15 protein-coding genes are annotated in these 25331 nt (G+C 61.1%); 9 read left to right on the forward strand and 6 right to left on the reverse strand.

Going from position 1 to position 25331, the window contains the following annotated elements; all coding sequences use genetic code 11:
- The first annotated feature begins 4 nt into the window (after positions 1-4).
- The 8 genes from KDD17_RS13915 (at position 5) to KDD17_RS13950 (ending at position 10092) form a co-directional block, all read left to right on the forward strand.
- The gene (locus tag KDD17_RS13915; protein WP_212704208.1) at positions 5-4957 is read left to right on the forward strand and encodes a glycosyltransferase 61 family protein; all 4953 of its coding nucleotides are present in this window, start codon (positions 5-7) and stop codon (positions 4955-4957) included.
- Positions 4867-5787: an O-linked N-acetylglucosamine transferase family protein gene (locus KDD17_RS13920; RefSeq protein WP_212704209.1), complete on the forward strand. Its 921-nt coding sequence runs from the start codon at positions 4867-4869 to the stop codon at positions 5785-5787. The genes KDD17_RS13915 and KDD17_RS13920 overlap by 91 nt, the downstream gene beginning before the upstream one ends.
- A 68-nt stretch (positions 5788-5855) precedes the next feature.
- Positions 5856-6611, forward strand: a complete 756-nt coding sequence (locus tag KDD17_RS13925; protein WP_212704210.1) for a hypothetical protein — start codon at positions 5856-5858, stop codon at positions 6609-6611.
- 35 nt (positions 6612-6646) lie between these two features.
- Positions 6647-6892 carry a hypothetical protein gene (locus KDD17_RS13930; RefSeq protein ID WP_212704211.1) on the forward strand — a complete coding sequence of 82 codons (246 nt, stop codon included), beginning with the start codon at positions 6647-6649 and terminating at the stop codon, positions 6890-6892.
- Entirely contained in the window at positions 6889-8145 is a 1257-nt protein-coding gene (locus KDD17_RS13935) for an AMP-binding protein (protein WP_212704212.1), read from the forward strand. The genes KDD17_RS13930 and KDD17_RS13935 overlap by 4 nt, the downstream gene beginning before the upstream one ends.
- Before the next feature lie 50 nt (positions 8146-8195).
- Positions 8196-8930, forward strand: coding sequence for an SDR family NAD(P)-dependent oxidoreductase (locus KDD17_RS13940; protein ID WP_212704213.1), 735 nt, complete (start codon positions 8196-8198; stop codon positions 8928-8930).
- On the forward strand, positions 8908-9324 hold the full coding sequence (locus KDD17_RS13945) for a hypothetical protein (RefSeq protein WP_212704214.1): 417 nt from the start codon (positions 8908-8910) through the stop codon (positions 9322-9324). Before KDD17_RS13940 ends, KDD17_RS13945 begins: the two co-directional genes overlap by 23 nt.
- Positions 9325-9327: 3 nt before the next feature.
- A complete protein-coding gene (locus tag KDD17_RS13950; protein WP_212704215.1) occupies positions 9328-10092 on the forward strand; it encodes a Stf0 family sulfotransferase in 765 nt (254 codons plus the stop codon).
- A gap of 30 nt (positions 10093-10122) precedes the next feature.
- Here the strand turns inward: KDD17_RS13950 and KDD17_RS13955 are convergent, their stop codons facing one another.
- Positions 10123-11055 (reverse strand): NAD-dependent epimerase/dehydratase family protein, encoded by a 933-nt coding sequence (locus tag KDD17_RS13955; protein ID WP_212704216.1) that lies wholly within the window; start codon positions 11053-11055, stop codon positions 10123-10125.
- A gap of 326 nt (positions 11056-11381) precedes the next feature.
- On the opposite strand from KDD17_RS13955, the gene KDD17_RS13960 reads away from it, so the two are divergent.
- A complete protein-coding gene (locus tag KDD17_RS13960) occupies positions 11382-12299 on the forward strand; it encodes a GSCFA domain-containing protein (protein WP_212704217.1) in 918 nt (305 codons plus the stop codon).
- Here KDD17_RS13960 and KDD17_RS13965 read toward each other — a convergent pair.
- The 5 genes from KDD17_RS13965 to KDD17_RS13985 all read right to left on the reverse strand — a co-directional run bounded on the left by KDD17_RS13965 (position 12277) and on the right by KDD17_RS13985 (position 25122).
- On the reverse strand, positions 12277-13230 hold the full coding sequence (locus KDD17_RS13965) for a hypothetical protein (protein ID WP_212704218.1): 954 nt from the start codon (positions 13228-13230) through the stop codon (positions 12277-12279). The genes KDD17_RS13960 and KDD17_RS13965 overlap by 23 nt on opposite strands.
- Entirely contained in the window at positions 13227-14267 is a 1041-nt protein-coding gene (locus KDD17_RS13970; protein WP_212704219.1) for a glycosyltransferase family 4 protein, read from the reverse strand. Before KDD17_RS13970 ends, KDD17_RS13965 begins: the two co-directional genes overlap by 4 nt.
- Positions 14204-17143 carry a glycosyltransferase gene (locus KDD17_RS13975; RefSeq protein ID WP_212704220.1) on the reverse strand — a complete coding sequence of 980 codons (2940 nt, stop codon included), beginning with the start codon at positions 17141-17143 and terminating at the stop codon, positions 14204-14206. Before KDD17_RS13975 ends, KDD17_RS13970 begins: the two co-directional genes overlap by 64 nt.
- Before the next feature lie 143 nt (positions 17144-17286).
- Entirely contained in the window at positions 17287-18795 is a 1509-nt protein-coding gene (locus KDD17_RS13980) for a sulfotransferase family protein (protein ID WP_212704221.1), read from the reverse strand.
- A gap of 153 nt (positions 18796-18948) precedes the next feature.
- Positions 18949-25122 carry a calcium-binding protein gene (locus tag KDD17_RS13985; RefSeq protein WP_212704222.1) on the reverse strand — a complete coding sequence of 2058 codons (6174 nt, stop codon included), beginning with the start codon at positions 25120-25122 and terminating at the stop codon, positions 18949-18951.
- Positions 25123-25331 lie beyond the last annotated feature (209 nt).

Below are 25331 nucleotides of genomic sequence, written 5' to 3' on the forward strand. Positions count from 1 at the left end.
AGCCATGAATTCAGTCCCCGAAATCCTGCACCCCGATACGCCGCAATCGCTGGAGATCGCGCCACAGATCAAAGAGGTCGAGCACGCGCTTGCCGCGGCGGACTGGCCGCACGCGCTCGAACGGCTGATGACGCTTGCAAAAGCGCAGGTCGTGCTGAAGGCCCATGAAGCGGGCGTATTTCTGGAAGATATCGACCCGCTGTGCGCCCGCATGGCAGAAGGGATCGACCCAGATCATCCACTGCCGGAGGATCCGATCGGGTTTGACCGGGCCACGAATCTCTACCTCGTCACGGAGATCTACCACGCCGGCGGGCACCGCAAGCTGGTCGAGCAGATCATCGCCGCCCGCCCCAAGGAGCGTCATGTCGTGCTCTTTACAGGCATGCTGGAGAACAGCCGCGGCTTTGGCATGGAGGCCATTGTCGAAGCCGGCGGCTTTCCGATCTATCCAGATCCGGCGCTGGATCATTTCGACCGGCTGTTATGGCTGCGCGAAAAACTGGCGTGCTTTGCCGCCCAGCGTCTCTTCGTGCTGCATCACCCTGAGGATGTGATCGCCGCGGTGGCCCTTGCAGGCGTGAAGGACAAATTCGGCCCGCGCGCCTATGTGGTGCACCACGCCGATACGGTCGCAAGCGTGGGCGTTGATCTGCCCGAGGCCACGCATCTGGCAATTCGCGCAGAGCAGAAACAGCAGATCGCGGCGCTGCGCCCGCAAATGGCCGTGCACATGCTGCCGCTCGTCTACGCGCCAAATCTCGTTCGGCCCAAGATCCCGGCGGAAATCCTTGAACGGATCGCCGCCGAGGACCACGATTTCATGCAGACCGGCATGCTGACAACCGCGACCTGCGGCGGGATGCATAAATTTCACGGTACGGGAGAGTTGAGCCTGCCAAAGGTGCTCGCGCGGATCCTGCTGACCACCCGTGGCCGCCACGTGCATATCGGCGCGATCAGCGACGCGATGCGCGACGAGATCTATCAGGTGATCGATCAGACCGGAGATGACCGCGAACGGCTGGAACTGGTTGGCGAGGTAACGTCGGTTGCGCAGACGCTGGTGGAGCGCGACGTGGACCTGTTTCTGACGTCCTTTCCCTCCGGTGGTGGGCTCACCGTGGTTGAGGCCGCCTATGCCGGGATGCCCATCGCCGTCTACGGCGGTGCGGGCGACGATGTCGGTCGGTATATCGCTGGCTTGACCCATGCACCCGACGACGTTCTGGTCTGGGAGAACGTGCCGGAACTGGAAGAATCACTGCGCGGGTTCTGGCAGAAGGGCGGCAGGAAGCGGCTGCGCGAAATGTCGGCCTCGGCGCGCAAATGGTTCAACCGTGGTCACTCATGGAAACGGTATCAGGGCCGCCTCAACGCGCTGGTCCGCGCCGTCGAAGAACCGCGCCGTACGGCGCTGGATATGTCACGCCGGCGCGTCGCAGAGACTTTTGTGGATCGTGCGTACTACGAGCGTAAAAATCCCGACGTTGTAGAGGCGGGATTGAACCCGGTCGATCATTTCGTCTCGCACGGGGAGCGTCGTCTGCGTCCCGTCAACCCACTGTTCGATGCAAAGTATTACCTTCAGCAGCTCGATCCTTCGGCTCGTGCGGCGGCCGAGAACAACCCGCTGACGCATTATGTGATGCGCGGCGAGGCATGCGGGTACAAGCCGCATCCGCTTTTTGATCCTGCCTATTGCCGGGCGCAGCTTGAAAACGCAGGACTCTGGTCGCCACTGACCGGTGATCCTGTTGAGGACAGCGTCCTGCGGCGGTACGTCGAGCTGGATGCACGGGTCGCGCCGCATATGTTCTTTGATCCGGACCACTACCTGCGCGCGACCGACGATCTTCCAACCGGAGAAAGCGCGCTCGCCAATTTCCTGCGTGTCGGCGCGGTTTCTGGACTCAGCCCGCATCCGCTTATTGATCCGACATTTCTGGAACGCACCCACGGCAGCTTTGCCAAAGCTTTCCCCGGCTACCTGACCCAGACGGTGCCCTCTGCGAGCGAGCCGCGCCCGAACATTCTGTTTTCGCCTTCAGGGTTTGCGCAGGACCGGCTCAACCACTATGCCAAGGCGGCGCCGAACCTGCTATGGGCCCATTTGATCGAAGGGAATCTCGGCGAATGTGATCCGCACACGCTGATCAACGTTCGCCATATCGAAAAGCAACGCCCGGGCACATTGGTTTCTGCCCGCGCGGCCCTGTATGATCTGGCCCTCAACCGGCTGTTGGTGGACACTCACCCGTTGGTGCAACGCACGCATCTGTTGCGGCAGGCGCCCTACGCCGAGACGCTCAAAATCAGTCTTACCCAGTACTTCATGGAAAACAGCGTCAGCCATAATCTCGACCCGCATCCGCTGTTCTCCACACAGTACTATCTTTACAACAACCCGGATCTGAAGGCGCTGACCATCAGCCCGCTTGAGCATTTCATCCAGAACGGGGAAAGCGAAGGGCGGATGCCGCATCCGGCATTCGACAGTGCCGGCTATTATCACAGATACCTTCGCGGGACCGACAGCAGCTCCTCGTTGCTTGACTACCTGTCCCACAAAGCAGGGCAGTTCCTGCCCAGCCCGCACCTGGAGAGCGGGCAGGCTCATCTGGCGGGCAAAATGGCCGTGGGCCTGTTCGAGGTCGGCAGTGACCGTGCTGCGGCAGACATGCTTTCGGCGTCCATCCACCCGGATACGATTGCGGCGCATCCTACCCTGACGTCGGGCACACGCACCCTTTGTATTACCGACGCCGAAGCCTGCGAGGTGCAGGAAGTCCACCCCGCAGAACAAGTTCTGGTGAACCGGCCTTCTGTCGTCTCACAGGCGCATATCGCCCCGCCGATCGGCACGTACACGGCCCCGGCGGCGACTGCCGCAGTCTACCGCGATGCGAGCCTGATGCCCGGCAACGACGGATTCGTCGCGCGCAGCGGTGTCTGGGTCGATCACGGTCTGGACGGGTTCGATCCGCAAACGATGCAGATCAAGAAGCACGGCGCCGTCGCAGCCGTCTCCGGCGGCAAGGTGTTGCTGCGTGGATTTGACGGCGGTGGCACAGTGCCTTCGGGCATCCTGGCCACGGGCACCTACAGCGGGAACTATTTCAACTTCCTGCTAGAGGTGCTGCCAAGGGTTCTGCTGGCCGCTGAAATTGCGCCCGAGGGAACGCCGATCCTTGCCGATGCAGGCCTGCCCGAACAGCACTATCAGGCGCTGCGCCTCTATCTGCCGCGTAATCCGGTCCTGCGGTTCGCCCGTCACACGGCGGTACGGGTCGGCAGATTGTACGTGGGCAGCATGCCCAACGTCATTCACGACGCACTCAATCAAGACCTGCCTCCGGTCGGTACTGCCCGCTTTCACCCGGCGATCATCGAACGGCTGTCCCGTCCCGGCAGCAGCCAGGACCATACCGCGAGCGGCGGCCGGCTTTTCCTTGAGCGTAACGGGCTGATGCGCAACATGCACAACGCGCCCGAGATCTCCGCTGCGCTTAAGGAGCGCGGTTTCGACAGCGTGACTTGCGAACGGATGACATTCTCCGATCAGGTAAGCGTCTTTTCGCAGGCCGGTGGCGGCATTGTCGGACAGGGCGGGGCACATTTCGCCAACATGCTCTTTTCGCCAAAGGGGACGCGCGTGTTTGCGCTCTTCTCGAATGCACCGGGGACCGACCTTTATGTATTGAGCACCCTCGGCGCGATGCTGGGGCATGATGTCGTCAATGTCGTCGGCTGGCGGATCGTCGGCACGGCGCCGCCGCCCGCCGCCCCGGTCGAAGAAGCCTTCACCGTTCCGGTTTCGCTGGTGACACCGTTTTTCCCGCACCCCGCGGCAGCGCCCGAGACCGGCAGCGCCCTTGATGACGCGCGCGCGTTGCTGGACGGGCTCGCCGACGCCTTTTGGGACGCGAACACGCTGACGAGCGCGTGGAACCTTCATTCACGACAAACGCCGTCCACCTTCGATGCCGCGATGCTGTTCAACCGCAGGGAGCTTGAAAAACACCTGCGCGACATGTCCGAAGCGGACGTGGAAAAGCTATTGGGTCATGCGTTCTTTCAGCACTGCGATCGGAACATCTGTTCGGGCTACGTGTCGCTTGAGTACTACAGCGAACAGGAATTGCAGGTGCTCGCGCAGACGCAGGCACGTTTTGCCGATCTGGCGGACCCCACCGGCAGCGGGGTCGATCCGCGCCCCAATCAGCTGTTGGCTTTAGCCATTCTTTACATCCCGGTGTGGAAATTGCCGCTCGTCGACAAGCTCGATGTCTTCGAGGAGGCGATACAGCAAGACCTCTATCTCAAATGGCTCGCCACGCCACCCTATCTGTCCCGCAAGGGCGAAGATCCGGGCTATGTCGCCTATACGGAGCGTTTGCTGAAGTGGCTGGCGCGGCACTGCGAGGAGGATGTGGGGACGGATATCCGCGCGCGGATCATGGCCGCCACGCAACGGGTCGACATGGGCTGGCTGCTGCTGGTGGACGCGCCCCTGCGCCCGACGCTTGAAGCGCGCAATGATCTGCTGGAACATATCGCGGACCGGAGCGGCCCGGCCCCCGTGCACAGCCGCGCCCCAAGGACTTGTCAAAGGGGCGTATCCGTATTGGCCTGCTGTGCCGCACCTTTGCAAAAGGGCCCGACAGCGAGGCAGTCGTCGCATTCTTTCGGGCATTCGATGCCGCGCGATACGAAATCTTTGCCTACTCGATGGCGTTCCGGGACCGGGTTGTCACCGATGACGCGGAGTTCGACAAGGAATTCGACGCCGTCATTTCCCATCGGCGCACCCTGTCAGGCGGCCCCCGTGACATCCGCGAAAAGATCCTCGCGGACGATCTTGATGTGTTCCTCTACGCGAATGCCACAACCTTTGGTCTGCACGATCTGGAACGCGCGCTTTACCACCGGGTTGCCCCGATCCAGATGTCGCTGAATTCGCATTTGCCGATTTCGCCCGGCTTTCCCTCGTTCGACTATTTTGTGACCGGGCGCAGCGATGATCCCAACGCCGAGGTCAATGACGCCCATCATCCCGAAACGCTTCTGCGCGTCGAGGGGCCGGTCATTAATTTCCTGCACTCGCTCAAGCCCAAGAAACTGGCAGGATTCAACCGAGCGACGCTGGGGCTTGCCGAGGATGACGTCGTCCTGATGAACGGGGGATCCTCGCAAAAGCTTCGCTACGAAGGGCTCCGGACCATGCTGCGCGCCCTCAAGGCGGTGCCAAACGGTAAACTGCTGCTGGCGCCCTACAACCCTGGCTGGGCCGCGCGCAGCCATGCGTTTGTCTTCAACCGCCAACTCGCCGAGGCGGCGCGCGAGGTCGGTGTTGCGATGGACCGCATCGTTGTGCTGGGTGAATTGAGCGTTCCCGAGGCGGAAGCCGCGATTGCGTTGTCGGACATCTATCTGTCGTCGTTCCCCCACGGCGGCGCCACGATGACCCATCTTGCGCTGATTTACGGCACGCCGCCGGTGGTGCTGCGGCGGGAATTCACGCGCTCCATCGATCAATTCCTTGTCAGCACGCTGGGTTTCAAGCAATTGCTCGCCAACACGCCGGATGACTACGTGGCGCTCGTGCGGGACCTGGCGGCGGATACCGCGCGCCGCAAGGCGCTGTCGGACGAGATCCGCCAAGCGGCCAAGAATCCGCCCTTTGTCGCCAGCACCGAATTCTCGGCGTCGATGCAGCAGGTCGTCGATACCGCGCTGGACGAGAAATACGCCCGGCTTACCGCCCCGCCGCCAGGCGCATCGTGACCGCTTCTTTGACGATTTTGTGATGTGCCTGTAGAGACGGTTCCGAGACCCCGAATGAAAGAGACGACATGGACAGCTTGATCGACCCAGCGGCGCGGATTGGCAGCAATGTCACCATCGGTCATGGCACGCGCGTCTATGGCAATGTGCAGATCGGCGATGGCTGCACCATCGGGGATTTCTGCGTGATCGGCCATCCCGGGCCGGGCGACAATGGCCCGCTTGTTCTGGGTGCGGGCGCCACCGTGCGCAGCCACGCCGTGCTGTACGAAGGATCCACCATCGGACCCAAGCTGGAGACCGGGCACCACGTCGTCATCCGTGAGGGTGCCGTGATCGGTGAAAACCTGCGCGTCGGCAACTTCTCGGATATCGAAGGCAGCGGGCGGATCGGAGATTTCGTGCGGATGCACGCCTACGCCCACGTCGGGAAAGGCTCCGACATCGGGGATTTTGTCTGGCTGTTCTCGCTCACGACGCTGATGAACGATCCGTTGCCGCCGTCACATCTGGCCGATCCCGTGACCATTGGCGATATGGCAACGATCTGCGTCAATGCGCAGCTGATGCCCGGTGTGCGCGTGGGGCGCGGCGCCTTTGTCGCCTCGGGCGCGGTGGCCAGCGGCGAAATCCCGACCGGCGCGCTGATAACCGGCCCCGATGGCGAAGTTGCGGGCACCGTACGTCTGCTGATGCACATGGAAACCCGCACGCGCCATCCCTGGCACAAGCATTTTGCCGATGCCTATCCCGAACACGCCCGCGCGCGCATTGCCAGCCTTGGCGCCGAAATCGACGCCGAGGCCGCCGCGCTGGATCTGTAAACCTGATACCCCCTTTATTTGACTGAGAGAGACATATGGAACGCACCGAAATCCTGAGCATCATGAACGCGATCATGGCCAAGAAAGGCCGTGCCGAAATCACGGACGAGAGCCAGGCAACGCGCGACGTGAACTTCCGCAGCCTCGATTTCTCCGAGGCGGCTCTGCGCATCGAGATGAAGATCGACCGCGAGCTGACGTTCGACGCGGCCTCCATGCGCAAGATCGAGACGGTCAAGGACGTGCTCGACTTCTTCGAAGAGGCCACCAAACCCGCATGACCGATCTGTGTGACCTCAACCGTGTGCATTTTGGGGACACCGCCGTCACCATTGCGGATCTGCGCGCGCAGGCGGGGGAGGCGTTGGCGGGACACGACCTGAGCGCGGAGCGCTGCGTCTTTGTCGTTGACACCATGCGCGAGGCACTTGGATGCGTTGCATACGGGATGTCGCAGGATCTGGATTTTGGCGTGATCGAGCGCGCGCGCCTGTCGCCTGAGGTCGAAGGGCGCTTTGCCGAGAACCACGTGCAACTGCGCAACGCCCATGACGGCACGCCCGTGGGTGGCGAGGTGGCCCCCGGTGAGGTGCAGCAGGGGCGGGTCACGGTTTTGACGTCCGGTACCACGGGGCTGCTGAAGCTGATCGCGCATACCGCCGCGACGCTCAACACATTCGACCGGGTGCAATCGCTGCCCCAAAACAAGTGGTTCCTGCCCTATCAGATCGGCTCCTACGCGTGGTATCAGATGGTGGCGCTTGGCCTCTTCAAGGAGGGGCAAAGCCTGATCCCCGGCGACATTGCCGATCTTGCAACGAGTTTCGAGGCCGCCATCGGGCGCGGTCATGTCACCGCAATTTCATCGACCCCGACGTTCTGGCGCCACGCGCTGATGTCGCTCGACGAGGCCACCCTGCGTCGCGCGGAGCTGCGCAGCATCTCGATGGGCGGGGAGATTGTCGATCAGGCCATTCTGGATCGGCTCTCGGCGCTCTACCCGTCCGCCCGCATCCGCCACATCTACGCCTCGTCAGAAGCAGGCGCCGCGATTGTCGTCAGTGACGGGAAGGCGGGATTCAAGGCGGATCTGCTGACCCGCGACGACGCCGCCATCGGTGTCAAGGTCGAGGACGGTCGGCTCTATATCCGCTCCCCCTATGCCAATCGCGCGGATGCGGGCGGATGGGTCGACACGCAAGATCTGGTCGAGCAGCGCGGTGATCGTGTCTATTTCCTGGGCCGGGCCGGGAATTCGATGATCAATGTCGGCGGGCAAAAGGCATTTCCGCAGGATATCGAGGCTCATCTGATGGCCCACGAGAATGTCGTCTGGGCGCGGGTCGTGGCCCGTAAGGCGCCCATGATGGGCGCGCTGCCCGTCGCCAGTGTCGTTCTGCGCGACCCGATGGAGGAAGCCGCGGCAGAGCAGATGCTGACCGCCCATTGCGAAGCCGGATTGGCGGAATTCGCGGTCCCGCGCATGTGGGATTTCCTCAGCGAGATCCCGATGAAAGCCAGTTTGAAAAGTTGACCCCGCACCGGTGATTTTGCGGGCCCGAAATTGAACAAGGAAGACTCAAGATGCACACAACCGGACAATCGATCATCGTCAGCGGCGGCTCGCGCGGGCTTGGCCTTCATATGGTGACGCAGCTTCTGGAGGCCGGCAACAAGGTCGCGACCTTCGCCCGCTCGCACACCGATGCGATGGATGCGCTGAGCGCGAAATACGGCGACAGCTTTCATTTTGCGCCGCTCGATGCGGTGGACGTGGATGGCGTTACGGGTTTTGTGAACGCGGTTTGCGACAAATTCGGCGGCCAGCTCGACAGTGTGGTCAACAACGCGGCGATCGGCCAAGACCAGTTGCTGATGCACACCGATCCCGAAACGATCCAGCAGATCGTCAACATCAACATCGTCGGCCCTACGCTGCTGACCCGCGTGGCGATCAAGCGGATGCTGCTGCAAGGCAGCGGCAACATCTGCAACATCTCGTCGATCTGCGGCTCGCGCGGCTATGCGGGCCTGTCGGTCTATGCGGGGTCAAAAGGGTATCTGGACGCGATGATGCGCGCCCTCGCCCGCGAGGTCGGAGAGGCTGGTATCTTTGTGAACTGCGTCGCGCCCGGCTTTTTCGAAAGCGAGATGTCATCGGTCCTGCGCCCCGAACAGCTGGACACGATCAAGCGCCGCACGCCGTCGGGCGCGCTGTCGAACGACGAGAATATCTTCAAGGTGGTTGATCTGGTGATCTCGGGCACCACCAACATGCAGGGTCAGGTGGTGTTCGTTGACGGCGGCATTACCAGCTGACGGGATCATTGCACGTGCGTTCGGGGGCGCGGTCATCGCCAGCGCCACGGCCCCCGGACCCGCCAGCTATGATGACTATGGTCAGCGCTTCGTCTTTGTGCCGGCAGTTGGCGACATGGACCACTATGCGCTGGATGTCGAATGTCGCAGCACCCCCGTGCCACCGCAGCTGGAAAGATCCCTCAGGCCCTATTTCTCACGACTTGGTGTGCCGTTCTTTGACGGTTGGACAAGGCTCGAGGTCAGCGCTAAGCTTTCTGGACGTCCTGTTCTGGAACGAGTAAACGAAATAAAAGGTACGTGTCTTTTCTCCGATGACGAAAATACCGTGATCCTGCGGGTTGATACCTCAACGCACTGGATTGCCGTCGGTCGGCGCAGACATTTTGGATAAGATATGACAGCCACATCCCACAAAGAAATTCTGCTGTGCAGCACCCCGCGAAGCGGCTCCACCCTGTTGGCAGAGGCGATGTTCAACAGCAAATGCATGGGGTATCCCGACGAGTTCTTCAACAACAACCAGGAGAACAAGGGCGACCGGCCGCAGACCATCTTTGAGGAAAATTACACAAAGGTGGGTGCCACATCCTACGCCGACTATCTGGGCAAGTTGGCCGCGCACTATCAATCAGACAACGGTGTGCATTCGGTCAAGATGCACTTTCAGCACTTTAATCAGGCCTTGCGCTCGGGCTATTTCCAGCATCCGGCGGAGCGTTCTTACGTGTACATTTACCGTGCCGACACGGTTGCACAGGCAGTATCACTTGCCATCGCGATCACGACGCAGAAGTGGAACAGCCGCATGCAAAGCTCGGTTGAGGGCGATGTCGAGGTGTCCGATGAGCTGTTGGCGCGCGCCTACCGAGAATTGGTGTTCGACAACCTGCGCTGGAAGGCATTTTTCGAAATGTTCAACGTCCCGCACCTCTCGCTTGAGTACGATGACATTACGGCGGATGTCGCGAAATCCGTACGCAAGATCGCCAAGCATGCGGGCGTAAAGCTTACGCGCGGCGCGCTCGACGGGCTCGAAGAGCGGCTTACCGGCAAGAAACAGGCAAGCGATCTGAACAAGCGGCTCAAGGCACGGCTCAAGGGAATGACGCTGGAAGGCTACAAAGAGGGCAACATCCTCTTTGATACGAAGGTTCTTTAGGAAACCTTTAACGGGCGCATCGCCGCCCGCTCAGGCGCCACTGTTACGTGCCAGCTGCGCCTGCACCCACTCCCATGTATCGGCTATCCCCTCTGCAAGGGTTGTGCCCTGCCGCCAGCCAAGCGTCTCTTTCGCGCGGCTCACGTCCAGCACAACGCGGGGGACGTCGAAACCGCGTCCGGGTTTGTAGACCGGATCAATGTCGCCCGACACACAACCGCGGATATGGCCGACAATATCGTTGACCGATGCCCCCTGCCCGCTGCCCGCATTGAAGACGCCCGTCGCCCCGGCGGTCAGCGCGCTGTGGCACAGGGCGGCCAGATCATGCACGTGGATATAGTCGCGCACAACGCTGCCGTCGCCCCAGACCTCGATCGGTTCCGCGCGCGCGAGGCGCCAGAGATAGGTGCCGATGATCCCCTGGGTGCCCGTATGTCCCTGCCGAGGCCCGTAGGGGTTTGAGGCGCGCAGGATCACATGCTCAAGCCCGTGCAGCTTGTGCTCCATAAAGAGATAATTCTCGATCGCGATCTTGACGATCCCGTAGGAGCTGATGGGATTGAGCGGGTGGCTTTCCGCAACCGGATCAGTCTGCGGCACACCATACACCGTCCCGCCCGATGAGAGATATACCATCTTGCGCACCTTTGCCTCGCGCATGACTTCCAACAGGCGCACCATGGCAATCAGATTGCCGGTGATATCGGCCACCGGATCCATGTTAGAGGTCGCGGGCACTGTCGTGCTGGCCAGATGGATGACGGCATCTACGCCGACGAGCGCCTCAAAGATCTGGGCAGTATCGCTGAGATCGCACATCACGTATTCGACGCCGGGCAGTGGCGCGCGGTACATCTCTGCACGACGGTCCAGCACACGCACGCGCACGCCCTGGGACAGCAGATGATCGACCACATGCGAGCCGATAAACCCGCAGCCCCCGATTACCAGCGCTTTCATGCAGTGTCCTCTCAAGGGTGTTGTGGTCGGGAGGGCGCGTCCGCGCGCCGACTTTACTCAAAATCTAGCCATAATCCCCTCAACTGTCCACCGCCCATGGTCCGCTCGATGCGGGGCCACGCAGCGACTAAGTGTATGGAAAATAGGTCGGATCGACGGAATGTTTCTGCGCGGCAGCATCCAACTTGACACTCTGGCGCGAAACCTGTTGCCTGTTCGCTGACCGGTCTGAATATCAGGATATTTCAATGGCATCTTACAAAGACGCGTTCGCAACCATGCGCGCGAACAAATTCGCTGTCTGGGCGCCAAAAAATCCCGAAAGCATGCAGCCCCATTTGGCTGCAGCCCGGATCCACGATGGCTATGCCGAGGTGGCAGGCCCCACCGATCTTTCCTTGCCTGCCGAGGCGCGATTTTTCTGCGTGGGCTCGTGTTTCGCGCGCGAGATCGAGGATGCTATTGAAACAGTCGGGTTCGATCCCGCAACCAAGACGCTGGTCATCAAAACCATCGAAGAAAACCCGGATCTTTTCGAACGTAATGAAGGGGTGATGGGCCGGCCGACCGCATTTCTGAACCGCTACAACCTCGGCTCTATGGCAGATCTGATGCAGGAAATCGCAGGCACGCGGGAAAGCGACGAGGGGTTGCTCTATCCCGCAGGCGGCGGCAACTTTCACGACTACCACTATACCCGGCTCTTCAAATCCAAGACTCTCGAGCAATGCAAAGCACGGCGCGCGGCGATTACGGAAGCCTACCGGGAGGCAGCCGCAAACGCGGATGTATTCGTCTTTACATTGGGCCTTTGCGAAAGCTTCTACGATCTGAACTCCGACCGCTATCTCAACGTAACACCCGACCCAAAGGCCGCGCAGGGCCAGGATCTGGAATTCCGGTTTCTGACGCTTGAGCAGAACCTTGAAGCCGGACGGAAAGTGATCGAAGCCGTGCGCGCGCTCAAGCCCGACGCGACGATCATCCTTACGGTCTCTCCGGTACCCTTGGACGCAACGTTTACGGATATGGATGTGGTCGTGGCCAACAGCCTGGCAAAATCAACGCTGGTCGTGGCGGCGCAGACGCTGACGCAGATGTATGATCAGTGCAAATATTTCCCCAGCTACGACATGGTGATGAATTCCGCACAGGACGGTGCATGGCTATGGGATCGCAAGCACGTCGCCCAACCGATGGTCAATCACATCATGAAGACGTTTACTGATCGTTACGCGCAGTAAGATCCACGCCGTAACGGCGGTGGAGTTCGGCATTGATATCGGCATACTGCCGCTGCACCGTCCGGCGGATCTGTGGCGGGAATACCTTATAAGACCCCGAAAGATCCTCACCCGCCTGAAAGGACTGATTGATCTGCGCAATCTTCAGCTGTGCGGCCTCCGGTCCTTGCCTGACAAACACCTCGTTGACGGAGGCCAAAACCTGATTTGATACCGAACTGTTGGCGTCGTGTCCGGGCCGCGACATCGCCTGCGCATCCCAACCGAACAGCGCGCAGAAATCAGTGCAAACATCTGCCCCTTCCAGAGTGGCACGGTCAAAGGCGCGCACGAGGACCTTCACAGGTCTGATCCCCGCCTCAAGCCGCGCAAGCAGACGCGTGAAGTTGAGGATCGGGATGTAGGCCTCGCGCCGCAGAAAGGCAAAGAGGTCTTCGGATGTCAAAAAATCCTCGCCGAGGTGGTCGGTACTGCCCCGTTGCAACAGGATCTTGTTGCGCTGGTTATACAGCGACTCGGCAAACAGATCCTGCCGACGCACGTACAGCACGACAGTGACGTCGAAGGGCGCCAGTGCCATGCCCAATGCGGTATAGTCGCGCTGACGGGAAAAATCCTCGGCCGACAGGATGGGTATACGAGGGTCCGCTGCCAGCTCCCGCCAGAACAGCGCCATGTTTTCCTGATCGAGTCGCTGGAAAGAGGTCGGGTAGTCCGCGTAGGTGCCCGCGATCCTGTTGTGCCGAAAGGGCGAGCGGGACAGCCTGCTTTCATCGGCTTCTGCGTCGGGCAGATCCGGAAAATAGAACCCCTGCGCATCGAGATAGCTGGCAGAGCCAGCCAGCATTACCTGAATACTGCTGGTGCCCGTCTTTTGCAGACCGATATGTAGAACGAGCGTCTTTCGTGTTGCTCTTTCCGTCAGGCTCATCCGGGACCTTCGCGATGCGTCTCAGGGTGTTTCCAGCGCAGAGCGCCTACATCGCTATAGAGTGTCTCGTATCTGTTGACCATGCGCTCAAGCGTGAATTGGGCGTCATAGCGCGCGTGTGACTGCGCCCCGAACGCCGCGCGAACGCCCGGATCCAGCATGCGCGTGGCCGCACGCTCAAGGGCTGCGCGATCAACGCCTTCGCCCTCGAGCGGAACGAGGATCCCGGCCGCCTCATCCCCCTCGCCCAGGATGCTGGCGATCTCTCCGATATCCGTAGCGATCAGAGGCAGCCCCTTTGCCATCATCTCGATAAGGACAAGCGGCAGTGATTCACCGACGAAATAGCTGGGCAGCAGACCGATATCCGCAATTGCGAGGTAGTCCTGCAAATTCGCAACCTGCCCCATCAGATGCACATGCGCGGGCGCATCTGCACGCACGGCATCGGCGGCGGGACCCTCGCCGATCAACATCAGATCGACCTTGTGACCCTGCGCGTTCAGTGTCGCGGTGAGATCAACCGCCTCGCCCCAACCCTTTGACGCAATTGCACGCGACGCAAGACATAGAACCAGGGCATCTTCACGCAGCCCAAGATCGGCGCGGCGCAATGTGGTGCCAATAGGCTCTGTCCGCATCCCGTTCGGGATGCGCAACAGCGTTTCAGGTCGCGGATAGCTGTCAAAGATGGCGAGGTTCTTTTCCGCCGTATAGACCCACGCGCTCGCGCGCGTCAGCATCCGCTGCATTCGCTCCGGAAAGGTGCCGTCGATCTGCGGATGCTGGATAAATGTCTCGTGACAGCCGTGCATTGAAATGATCCAGGGGATCTGCGCCGGCAGCTTGTCGCGATACTCATCCACCGTCTTGTCCGCCCACCAGATGCTTGAGTGGATGATGTCGACGTCGTGGCGGCGCACGATTTCATCCAGATGCGCGTCCGCCGCGCCCGCCTCGTAATACGCGACACCTACGTCCAGTTTGGACAGGACAGCAGCGTGCGTTGGTTGCGAAACCGCATTGAACAGCACCACGCGCCCCCCCGCGCGGCCCATTCGTTAGCCAGCGAAATGGCAAACATCTGCCCACCACCGGGCGAAAGATCGGGCGCCACGACCAGCAGCGTCGGCAGCGCCTTGGCCGGTTCGGGCGCCTGCGCCAGCGCCTGCGGATCGGCCACGTTGAACCGGGCGATGTCCTGATCGAGGAAGGTCTGGATCTGCGCGCGCGCCTGCGGGCTTTGCACGTAGGTCCGGCCCAGATAGGCGCGCACGTCGGCCAGTTCCTCGAAATATCTCAGCGATCCTTCAAGCTTGTGGGTTACGGTTTCGGTGTGACGGCGGTGGTAGTTCAGCGGCGCGGCACTGAACCCAAACAAGCCGCCTTTCATCGCGCGGGTGTAAAAGAACCAATCACCGCACAGGCGCATATTGGTTACCTTTTGCACAAATTCGGGTTCGGGATCAAAGCGGCGGAACATCACGCTGCTCGCATTGGGCACCGTGTTGGCAATACCCAGACCGCCGCTTGCCTCTTCGTGGTCGGTCACGATGTAATCGGCGTCAAAGCGCCCCGGCGCGATCCGGTCAAGGTAGATCGGGCGATAGTCGCCGATCACGGATTCATCCGCCCGCACCGGCACTGACATACAGGTCGCCATGCGCATGTTGCGATCGTCAAACAGAGGCAGCAGCGTGGTCAGCAACGTAGGCTCGCAATAGTCGTCCGCTTCGGCGACCCAGATGATGTCGGATTTGGCCATCTCCATGCCGACCATCCACTGTTTGAACGGTGAGCCGGAGTTTTGCGTATTGAGCTTGATCTGTGTGCCCGCGCGTGTCGCGGCAAATTCCTCTAGGAGTTTGGCAGAGCCGTCGGGCGAAGCATCGTCGAGCAGGATGAGTTCGAAATCCTGAAACTGCTGCGCGGTGATCGTCTCGAGCCGTTTTGGCAGATAGTCCTCATAATTGTAGTTGGGCATCACCACGCTGACCTCGGGGGCCAGCCCTGCGACCTCGCGCAAGTGATGCAGCAACCGGGGACCGACTGCATCGATGGTGTATTGCGCGGCAACCTGCGCCCTGCCCGTTTCCCCGACTGACGCCCGCAATTCCGCGTCGCGGGCGTATCGGGTGACAGCCCCCGCCATGGCACCGATGTCCATGAACGGCACGGCAACCCCGCTGCCGCCTTGCACAAAATGCTCTGCCCCGCCTGCGTCCTGAAAGCAGACCACCGGCACACCGGCCTGCGCGGCGTAGATCATTACCAGCGGAAAGGGGTCTTCCTGCGAGCTGAGCAAAAAGACATCCGCCCCCGCGAGCTTGGCCGCCACATCGGGCTCGTAGCCCGCGAAGGTCACCCGATCGCCGACGCCCGCGTCCCGCGCCTGCGCCACGCAGGCCTCAAGGTCGGGGCCACCGCCCAGCCAGACAAAATGCGCATCCACCCCATCGGCCAGAACACGCACGGCCGTTTCAACAAATTTGTCCGGCGATTTGCGCCAATGTGCCACGCCACAGCCCATGACAAGGATCCGCTCGGCCGGGATTCCCATGCTGGCGCGCGCGACCATGCGACGCGCGGTGCGATCAGCCTCAGTGTCATTCTCTGGCAGCGCCTCGACATAGCTATGCGCGGCGGTCAGGCGTTCTGCCGGAATGTCATGCTTGTCACGCAGGGCCGTCAATACATCCGGCCCGCCGCAGACCACGTGGCTGGCCCGTTCGCGCAGCAGGGCAACCTCATCGGGATACATCTCGAGGATTTTTTCCAGCTCGTGGATGAACCCAACGCTCGGGGTATCCTCATGCCAGTACTTGTAGAAACTGCCACTGGCGATGGAATTGAGGAAAATCGCCTTGATCCCATGCTCCGCCCCGTCGTGGGCCCAGTCCGACAGCGCCTGAGCGCGGGTCGCTTCGGGATGATCGGACAACACGAATACGGGGGCAATCTCGGCGAATTCCGGGACAAAGGGACCGCCGCGGACCGCAACGATACCGACCGAAAAGCGGGTACGGTTCTGCACCCATTCGGCAAAGAGCTTGAGCACCCGCTGGGCGCCGCCAAGCTGCGCATCGTGGGTCACCAGGATCAGCCGCCCGCGCGAGCCATCGCGGCTCAGCGTGTTCAGCCTGCGGCGCGGCAGACTTTGATCCAAGGCGGCATACAGCGGCGCCTTGCTGGCACCCGCAGGCGCCACCGACGCGAAACCCGAGTGGGGCAGCAACCCTTCCTGCCAACCGTCGCTCAGATAATGCGCGAGCGGTTCGCAGATCTGCGCATCGGGGTCGAGATAGGTCTGCTGGTACCATTGTGCATCAAACTGCGGATGCGGACTGCGCCCGTTGCGCCACCCATCAGAGATATAGTCGAGCCAGGGATTCGTCTGCATCCCGTAGGTGTCACGGTACCACGCGCCATCAAACACAGGATGCGGGTTGCGTCCTTCGTGCCAGCCCTTTTGCAGGTAATGCGACAAAGGCTCCAATCCGGCCGCGTCCACATCCGGATTATCGGCCAGATACCAATGCGTATCGAACAACGGATGCAGGCTGCGCCCCTCGCGCCACCCCTTTTGCAGGTAGTGCCACCAGGGATCGATATTTGCCGCCATCACATCCGTGTGCTGCATCAGATACCATGACAGATTGAAAAGCGGATGCGGGCTGCGCATCTCGCGCCAACCGGTGGTACGGTAGTGCGCGACCGGCTCTTTCCCGGTTTCGATCAAATCAGGGACCTGCGCCAGATACCATTTCGTATCAAAAAGCGGGTGAGGACTGCGCCCTTCGCGCCAGCCATACTTCAGGTAATGTGCCTGCGCCCCGCCCGGATAGTCCTGCACATCTGGATTTTCGGAAACATACCAATCAGCGGAGAATACGTCCTGTAGCATGGCGTGCATGTCAACGATATCTTTCAAATTATTCCAGACCAAAGGGTCGAATTAAACGCGCAAATCGCGAAACCAGAACAGACCCAACCGCGCAAAAAGACAACTTGCAAGGGGTGCAGATCGGGCTGTAGCCCGCACCGCCGCCCGTATTTTCATCCCCGCCGGAAAAACAACACCACACTGCGAAGCGGTTGGGTGATTTTCCAGGACGTACTGTTGCGCAGGGCCCAGTTATCGGCGGTTACATGTTCGATGGTGGCGCGCTGCTGCGCGGTCTCCTCGGTCAGCTGCGCCAACTGACGGTCTGCCTGTTTGCCCCGCGCGACCAAGGTTTCTTCCAGCTTTTTTTCGAATTGCTTTTGCAGGTTGGCCTTTTGCACCCGGGCACTGGTCTGCAACTCATCGACCTCTCGGGTACGTTGGTCAAGCTCGTGCTGAAGCTTCTCTGTCTGTGCACGTATCTCGTCTTGGGCGGTGGTGATCTGGGCGCTGAGGGCTGCGTTTTGGCGCGCCATATCTTCCGTCTCGGAGGTGCGCTGAGCCAGTTCACTTTGCAGCTGCCATTTTTCCTGATCTAGCGCGGTCAGATTTGCGCCCAGCTTCTCAAGCTCTTGCGTGGTTCGGTCAAGCTCGGCAGACAATTCCCCCCTCGCCTGCTCTGACTGCTCCAGCCGTGCGGTGTTCTGCGACAATGCGGCTTCGGCAGCCTCTGCTCTGTGTTTTGCCTCATCCGCGTTTTGCGTTGCCTCGTGCAAGGCATTCCGTTCAGAAGGCGCCGTGCGCGCCTCGCGCACAAGCGACCCGAAGAGCGGCCCTGTGGCGTCAAATTCGGCGCGAATGGCATCGAGCGTTTCGATGTCTTTTTCCTGCTCACCGCGCTCGGCCCACTGCTCGAACACGTCATGGACCTGCCCGATCCAGCGCTTGAGCATGCGATGATCGCGGGTATCGCTCAGCCCCTGATCGCTGGTGTTCATATCCCGGCTCAGGAATTCGTCAATCTCGGCATCAACCGTTTCCGAATTGCGCGGCAAGACGACGCCGGTGCGCTTCTTGATATCGGCGATGGTGGCACGCCAGTTCGCCAGCAGCCCCTCGTAGCGGACAAAGCATCGGACCTCCCCGCGACTACCCAGCTCTGCATCCAGCGTGTGGCGCAGCCACAGCAGCAGACCATAGGCCAGCGGCATCGCATCGCGGCGGTTGAGCGATGTCGCAACCGCCATGGGGTTGCGGTGGATATGCACATAGGTCGGTTTTATCTTCTCTTGCGCCAGCAGCCGTTTCCAGAACGGCATCAGAAGACTGATCCGCGGATCCTTCAGCGCAAAGAGCCGCGAGGTGCCAAATTCGGACTGAAGCGCCTGCGCGCCCCGTTCCAGAAACTCCTCGGCCCGGTGGCTTTCGTACCATTCCGGGTTGAACGGCTGCCAGTCATCCCAGCGCGATCCACCGGAGTCCAGAATGGCGTCATTCATCTGGTAAAATTCGAGCGATTCAAAATAGCCCTTCGCGTTGAATTCATTTGCCGGCATCAGTGTTTGCGGCAGATCGCATCCCAGCCGGGACAAAACGCCCGTCAGCGCGGATGTGCCCGACCGGTGCATGCCCAGCACCATCAAGGCATTTCGGGCTTTGGGCGAAAATCGTTTGCGAGGCATTAGGAACGGCGCTCCGTAGGTTAGACATGTGCATCCATCCGGATACCGCTCTGCTCTATCGTGTGAGGGCAGGGATTGAAAAGGGGGAGTTTGGGATTTCGGGCAAGGGCGGGCACCACCGGCGCCCACCCATTTTACGCAATTCCTGCCGGTTCAGAGAATGAAATCCCCCGCCGTGACCGAGGTGACCCCGAGCAGCAGGATGTTCATATCAATGCCACCGTCGCCGTCCGTATCGCCCAGCACAAAGCCGTTTGTGCCGTTCGTGACAAACCGCAGATCGCCGGCCGCGCTGAACGCCGCCCCGCCCACAAAGGTGAAGGCCTGATTGCCTGCCACGGCGGTGTTGGCGTCGATACTTGACAGATCGATCCGATCAGCGCCGCCGACTCCAAAGTCCGTGATCACATCGCGGCTGGTTGAGGTGCTGTCGGCCGTCTGGTTGAAGTCAAACGTATCCGCACCACCGCCACCCGACAGCGTATCGGCCCCGGCGTTTCCGGTCAGCGTGTCATTACCACGCTGGCCCAGCAGATCGTCATCGCCGTCAAAGCCGAAGATCAGATCGTTCCCGCCAAAGCCTAGGATGCGGTTGTCACCAGTGTCGCCGACAAGCGTGTCATTACCGGCGTTGGCGCCGAAAAGGTCCTCGAACTCGGTGAACGTATCGACGCCCGACGCGCCGCCAACGGCCTGTGCTGTGCCCTGAAAGCGCAGATTGACCGTGACGCCTGAGGCCGAGTTGAAATAGCTCAGAACATCTGCATCGCCGTCGCCGCCCGACAGGGTGTCATTGCCGCCCGACCCTTCGATCAGATCGTTGCCCGCCTCCCCGTTCAGGATATCGCCGCCGCCGAGGCCATAGATCTGGTCGTCGCCGTCGCCCCCGTCAATAAGGTTGCCCGCGCCGTTCCCGACCAGAATGTCGTCGGCAAAGCCGCCCAGGATCCCCTCGATCGAGATGAAGGTATCACGCCCCTCATCGGCCGAAATAAACTGTGACCCGGAGAAGTTGAGGTTCACGATCACGCTCTCGGTGGCAAAGCCATATTCGGCAACGTCAAAACCCGATCCGCCGTTGAGCGTGTCATCGCCCTCCAGGCCCACAAGGAAGTCATTGCCCGCAAGCCCAAAGAGCGTGTCACTGCCCGCGGCGCCGATCAGCAGGTTGCGCCCCGAGGAGCCAACCAGCTGATCGTCCCCTTCACCGGTCACGATGCCCTCGATGTTGAGCAGGGTATCGACCCCTTCACCGGCCGAGATCGTCTGGGGCCCGGCAAAGTTGATGTTGACCCGCAGATCCTCGGTGCTGCTGAAATAGTCGACAAGGTCATCGCCGGCACCACCGTCGATGACGTCATTCCCAGCGCCACCCTGAATGACATCGTCGCCCGCGCCGCCGCGCAGCGTATCGTTGCCGTCATCGCCAAAGAGAAAGTCATCGTCGGCTTCGCCTTCGAGGATATCACCGCCGCCTGCACCGATGAGGGTATCCTGCCCTTCCGCACCCCGCAGCACGTTGCCGACGTCGGAGCCAAAGATGACGTCATCCCCGGCACCGGCCAGAAGGCCCTCGATCAGGGTGAACGTGCTGGCGTGGTCCGTGCTGACGGCCTGCTCCCCGACAGTCGCGAGGCTGAGGAACAGATCCTCGGTCTGCGATGTGAGATCGACAAAGTCGAAACCGCCGCCGCCGTTGAGCACGTTGATACCAAGACCGCCGGAAAGCGTGTCATTGCCCGCCCCGCCAAAAAGACTGTCGTTCCCTTCGCTGCCGTCCAGCAGGTCACGACCCTCAGCACCGGAGAGCAGATCGTTCCCGTCCCCGCCGAACAGCTGGTCATTGCCCGCGCCCGCCTCAAGCGTCTCGTTGGCATCGGCACCGATCAATGTGTCATTGCCGCTGCCTGATACGATCCCTTCGATCGATACCAGCGCATCGCTGCCCTCGGCCGCGGAGATGAATTGCGGGCCTGATACGCTCAGATCGATCAGCAGGCCGTCCGTGGCATCCGAATAGAGGACAAAATCGCCGCCATCGCCACCGTCGAGGATGTCATCCCCCGCCCCGCCAATCAGCGTATCCGCCCCATCGTCGCCGATCAGGCTGTCATTGCCGCCCGCCCCGACGAGTCGGTCGTTGCCCACACCGCCGTTTACGTTTTCCGCAACTGCCGTGCCGGTAAACCTGTCATCGCCGCCCCGCAACGACCAGTTCGCACTGCTTGCGTAGCTGAGCGCGCCGCTGACATCGACGATATTGGCCGAATTGGTCCCGCTGAAAGTCAGGAAGTCGTCATCGAGCACCTCGATGAAGCTGTTGGCGTCGATCGTCAGATCACCGAATGCCGTCCCGCCAAAGCGGGCGACGTCGATGCCCGCCCCGCCAAAGAGGTCGTCCGTATCACCGGCCGCGTCCGATCCAAAGACAAGGGTATCGTTCCCGGCACCGCCATACAGGGTATCGTCACCAAAGCCGCCATTGACAAAATCATCCCCCTGCTGCGCAAAGATCAGATCGCCGCCCGCGCTGGCGTTGATGGTTTCCGCCGCAGCAGAGCCGACAAAAGTATCATCGCCGCCGGCAAGCTCCCATGTCGATCCGCTGGCATAGCTCGACACGCCTGTGACGTTGATCTGGTCATTGCCCATTGTCCCTGCGAGGCTGAAGAACTGGGCATCCAGAATCTCGACGCTGCGCGCCGCCGTCAGGAACAGGGTATTGATCGGCGCCCCGGCGTACACCGCAGTATCCGTTCCTGCGCCGCCGAACAGCTCATCATTGCTGGGCTGCGTTCCGGTGCCAAAGAGCAGGAAATCATCGCCGTCGCCGCCGTTGAGCGTGTCGATCCCGTCGCCGCCGGTGAGGCTATCACTGCCCCCGTTCCCGTTGATCAGATCGTTCCCGCCATCGCCGCTTACGACGTCGGCCGCCGCGGATCCGTTAAAGCTGTCGTCGCCGAGGTTCAGCGACCACACGTTGCTGGAAACATATGCGCCCACACCAGAGACATCGATCGTATCGCCAGCCATGGATCCGACCAGTCCATTGAACTGATCGTCGATCTGCTCGACGCTCGATGCCGCGTCCAGCGTCAGCGCCTGCAGATTGACAGGATCCAGGACAAAGGCGGTATCGGTTCCGTCACCGCCCCGGAAGACTTCTCCAAAGGCGCCGGAAATCACCAGCACGTCATCCCCCAAGCCCCCGTCGAGCGTGTCGGCGCCGGCGCCGCCATCCAGCGTATCGTTGCCGTCTCCGCCTTCGAGAAGGTCAAGACCGCCGTCGCCCTCAAGCGTGTCATCACCCGCGCCGCCGCGCAGGGTGTCATTGCCCGAACCGCCCTCGACCCCATCGCTCGCGGCGGATCCGTCAAAGATGTCGTCGCCGTCGCGCAGATCCCATTCGTTGCTGGAAAGATAGCCGGTGATCCCGGTGACATTGATCGTGTCCGTGCCGGACGTCCCTTGCAGCACCGCAAACTGATTTTCGATGAACTCCACGCCCGCCGCCGCATCCAGGAACAAGCTTTCGATCTCGACAGAGAAGCCGTAGAGCGCGGTGTCGGTTCCCGCACCGCCGCGCAGAACCTCGCCGGCCCCGCCGGCAAAGATCAGCGTATCATCACCGTCCCCCCCGTCGAGCGTGTCGGCCCCGTCGGTCGCCTCGAGCGTGTCGTTGCCTCCTGCACCGAACAGGCTGTCGTTGCCCGTGCCGCCCACGACGCTTTCTGCCTGATCGGACCCGGTAAAGACGTCGTCACCGCCGACAAGCAGCCAGCTGTTGCCGGACACATAAGCGGAAATTCCACTGACATCGATGGTATCGGATCCGACACTGCCGTCGAAACTGGAGAACTGATCGTCAAGCAATTCAACCCCGGCAGCGGCGTCCAGCGTGAGGCTGACAATGTTCGAATTGCTCAACAGTCGCGCAGTGTCTATCCCCGCGCCGCCCAACAAAACATCGCCAAGCTCGCCGGTGAAAATCAGGATGTCATCGCCCGCGCCACCGTCGAGCGTATCGGCGCCCACGCCGCCCGCCAGCGTATCGTTGCCTGCGCCACCTGAGAGGCTGTCATCGCCTGTCCCGCCAAAGACGCTTTCGCCCAGATCGGAGCCGATGAAGATGTCGCCACCGCTTTGCAGGGTCCAGCTGGACCCCGAAACGTAGCTGGTGATGCCGCTGACGTCGATTGTTCCAGCGTTGGCCGCGCCGAGGAAGCCGCTGAATTGATCGTCCAGATGCTCGATGCCCGAGGCCGCATTCAGTGTCAGCGCTTCGATCGCCCCACCGATGAGTTGGAGGGTGTCACTGCCAAGTCCGCCCTGGAACACCTTTCCCGGACCAGCATCAAAGATCAGCACATCGTCGCCCGCGCCACCGTCCAGCGTATCCACACCGCCATCGCCTTTCAGCGTGTCGTTGCCCGCGCCGCCGAACAGGCTGTCGTCACCCGCACCGCCCTCAACGCGTTCGGCAAGAGCCGAGCCGGTGAAGCTGTCGTTGCCACCGGCCAATTGCCAGGTGCTGGCCGACAGATAGGCGCCGATCGCGCTGATGTTGATCGTGTCGTCACCAAAGGTGCCGAAAAAGCCAGCGAACTGATCGTCGAGGTTCTCGATACCGGCCGCGAGATCAAGCGTCAGCAGCGACAGACTGTTGCCCGCGGTCTGTAACGTGTCGGTTCCGTCGCCGCCCTGATAGGTTTCCACGAGGCCGGCCGTCGCAATCAGCAAATCGTCGCCCGCACCGCCGTCAAGCGTATCGGCACCCGCCCCGCCCGTCAGCGTATCGTTTCCGCCGCCACCGAACAGGGTGTCATTCCCGGAATCGCCCTGGGCGCTTTCAGCAAAGTCGGAACCGACAAAGAAATCGTCACCGTCCGCAAGGGTCCAGTTGGATCCGGAAACATAGCCCGTGATGCCCGAAACATCGATCACGTCGGCAGCGTTGCTTCCCGTGAGACCAGCAAATTGATCGTCGAGCAATTCAACACCCGCTGAAACGTCGAGCGTCAGCGACCGGATCTCAGGCCCGGCGAAGCGGGCCGTATCAATACCATCGCCACCAATCAGCGTATCCGACGACGACCCGTCAAAGACCAGCGTGTCATTGCCAAAACCGCCGTCGAGCAGATCACTGCCTGCACCGCCGGTCAGCAGGTCGTCATCCTCGCCGCCCAGCAGCGTATCGTTGTCGTTGCCACCGTCCAGCGTATCGTTCCCGAAACTACCGATCAGCGTATCCTGACCGTCGCCGCCGGCCACTGACTCCGCAAGGATGGAACCGAGAAAGCTGTCGTCGCCTCCAAGCAGTGTCCAGACATTGCTGCTCAGATAGGCGCTGATACCGCTGACGTTGATCACGTTGCTGTCGCTGGTGAACGCAAAGGTGATGAATTGATCATCCAGAACTTCGACGCCCGCCGCGAAGTCCAGTGTCAGATTGCCGATAAACCCACCTTCGAATCGCGCAATATCGGTACCGTCACCGCCGATCAGCGTATCACTGTCACCAAAAAAGTCGGCTACGCCAAAAAGCAGGAGGTCATCGCCAAAACCACCGTCAAGACTGTCGTCCCCCTGGCCGCCCCGCAGGGTATCGTTACCCGTGCCACCCTCAAGGGTATCGGCACCGTTGTTCCCTGTAATCGAATCGTCACCGCCATTCCCTTGGATCGAGTCGTCGACATTGCCGCCGCTGACGACCTCAGATGCCTCAGAGCCGCGGAAGACATTGTTCCCGAAACCCAACGCCCATTGGTTCCCGTTGATGTACGCCTGGACCCCTCTCACATCGATGGTTTTTGATCCCGCTGCGCCGACGAACACACCGGTGAATCCAGCGTCCAGAATCTCCACACTGGCGGCCGCGTCTAGAATAAGGCTTGTGTTGATCGAGCCCCCGGCAAAGCGCGCGGTGTCGATACCGGTGCCGCCCGAAAGAATGTCGGTGCCGCCGCCCGGACTGCCGTCGGCGGCAAAGATCAGCAGATCGTCACCCGCCCCACCGCTAAGCGTATTGTCGCCGCGACCGCCGACAAGCGTGTCATTTCCGGCGCCCCCCTCAAGGGAATCGTTCCCGTCTCCGCCGGAAACGGATTCATCCGCCGCACCACCAAGGAAGACATCGTTACCATCGAAAAGCGAAAATCTCGGCAGGGTCGAATAGCTGAAGATACCAGTCAGATCAAAGATGTTGTTGCTGTTGTCGCCCGAAACGATATCACCGACACCGCTTTGGAATTCAAAAACGTCAAAGCCCGAGGCGACGTCAAGTGTCAGATTCGTGACGGGTTGCCCGTCATAAAGGAAAGTCGCCATGCTATTCACCGCTGCTATAATTTAAATTGAAAAGAGGCTACGCCGGCGGACGTTGCGGAAACAATGATTATCGCCCCGATCCGCGCGATAGTCCTACCAATTTCCACCCTTCCGAGATGCACGCACGGAAACTCCCGTTTTCCGAGTATTTCCGCGCGTAATTTCGGCGGATTCAGGCTGCAGTTTCGCTGGCATCTGGAACCGGGAGA

This window comes from Sulfitobacter albidus, from assembly GCF_018200035.1.
GTDB lineage: Bacteria > Pseudomonadota > Alphaproteobacteria > Rhodobacterales > Rhodobacteraceae > Sulfitobacter > Sulfitobacter albidus.

Coding starts and splice junctions, on each gene's coding strand:
- KDD17_RS13915 (WP_212704208.1), top strand. CDS start 5: ATGAATTCAGTCCCCGAAATCCTGCACCCCGATACGCCGCAATCGCTG.
- KDD17_RS13925 (WP_212704210.1), top strand. CDS start 5,856: ATGGACAGCTTGATCGACCCAGCGGCGCGGATTGGCAGCAATGTCACC.
- KDD17_RS13930 (WP_212704211.1), top strand. CDS start 6,647: ATGGAACGCACCGAAATCCTGAGCATCATGAACGCGATCATGGCCAAG.
- KDD17_RS13935 (WP_212704212.1), top strand. CDS start 6,889: ATGACCGATCTGTGTGACCTCAACCGTGTGCATTTTGGGGACACCGCC.
- KDD17_RS13940 (WP_212704213.1), top strand. CDS start 8,196: ATGCACACAACCGGACAATCGATCATCGTCAGCGGCGGCTCGCGCGGG.
- KDD17_RS13950 (WP_212704215.1), top strand. CDS start 9,328: ATGACAGCCACATCCCACAAAGAAATTCTGCTGTGCAGCACCCCGCGA.
- KDD17_RS13955 (WP_212704216.1), bottom strand. CDS start 11,055: ATGAAAGCGCTGGTAATCGGGGGCTGCGGGTTTATCGGCTCGCATGTG.
- KDD17_RS13960 (WP_212704217.1), top strand. CDS start 11,382: ATGCAGCCCCATTTGGCTGCAGCCCGGATCCACGATGGCTATGCCGAG.
- KDD17_RS13965 (WP_212704218.1), bottom strand. CDS start 13,230: ATGAGCCTGACGGAAAGAGCAACACGAAAGACGCTCGTTCTACATATC.
- KDD17_RS13975 (WP_212704220.1), bottom strand. CDS start 17,143: ATGCACGCCATGCTACAGGACGTATTCTCCGCTGATTGGTATGTTTCC.
- KDD17_RS13980 (WP_212704221.1), bottom strand. CDS start 18,795: ATGCCTCGCAAACGATTTTCGCCCAAAGCCCGAAATGCCTTGATGGTG.
- KDD17_RS13985 (WP_212704222.1), bottom strand. CDS start 25,122: ATGGCGACTTTCCTTTATGACGGGCAACCCGTCACGAATCTGACACTT.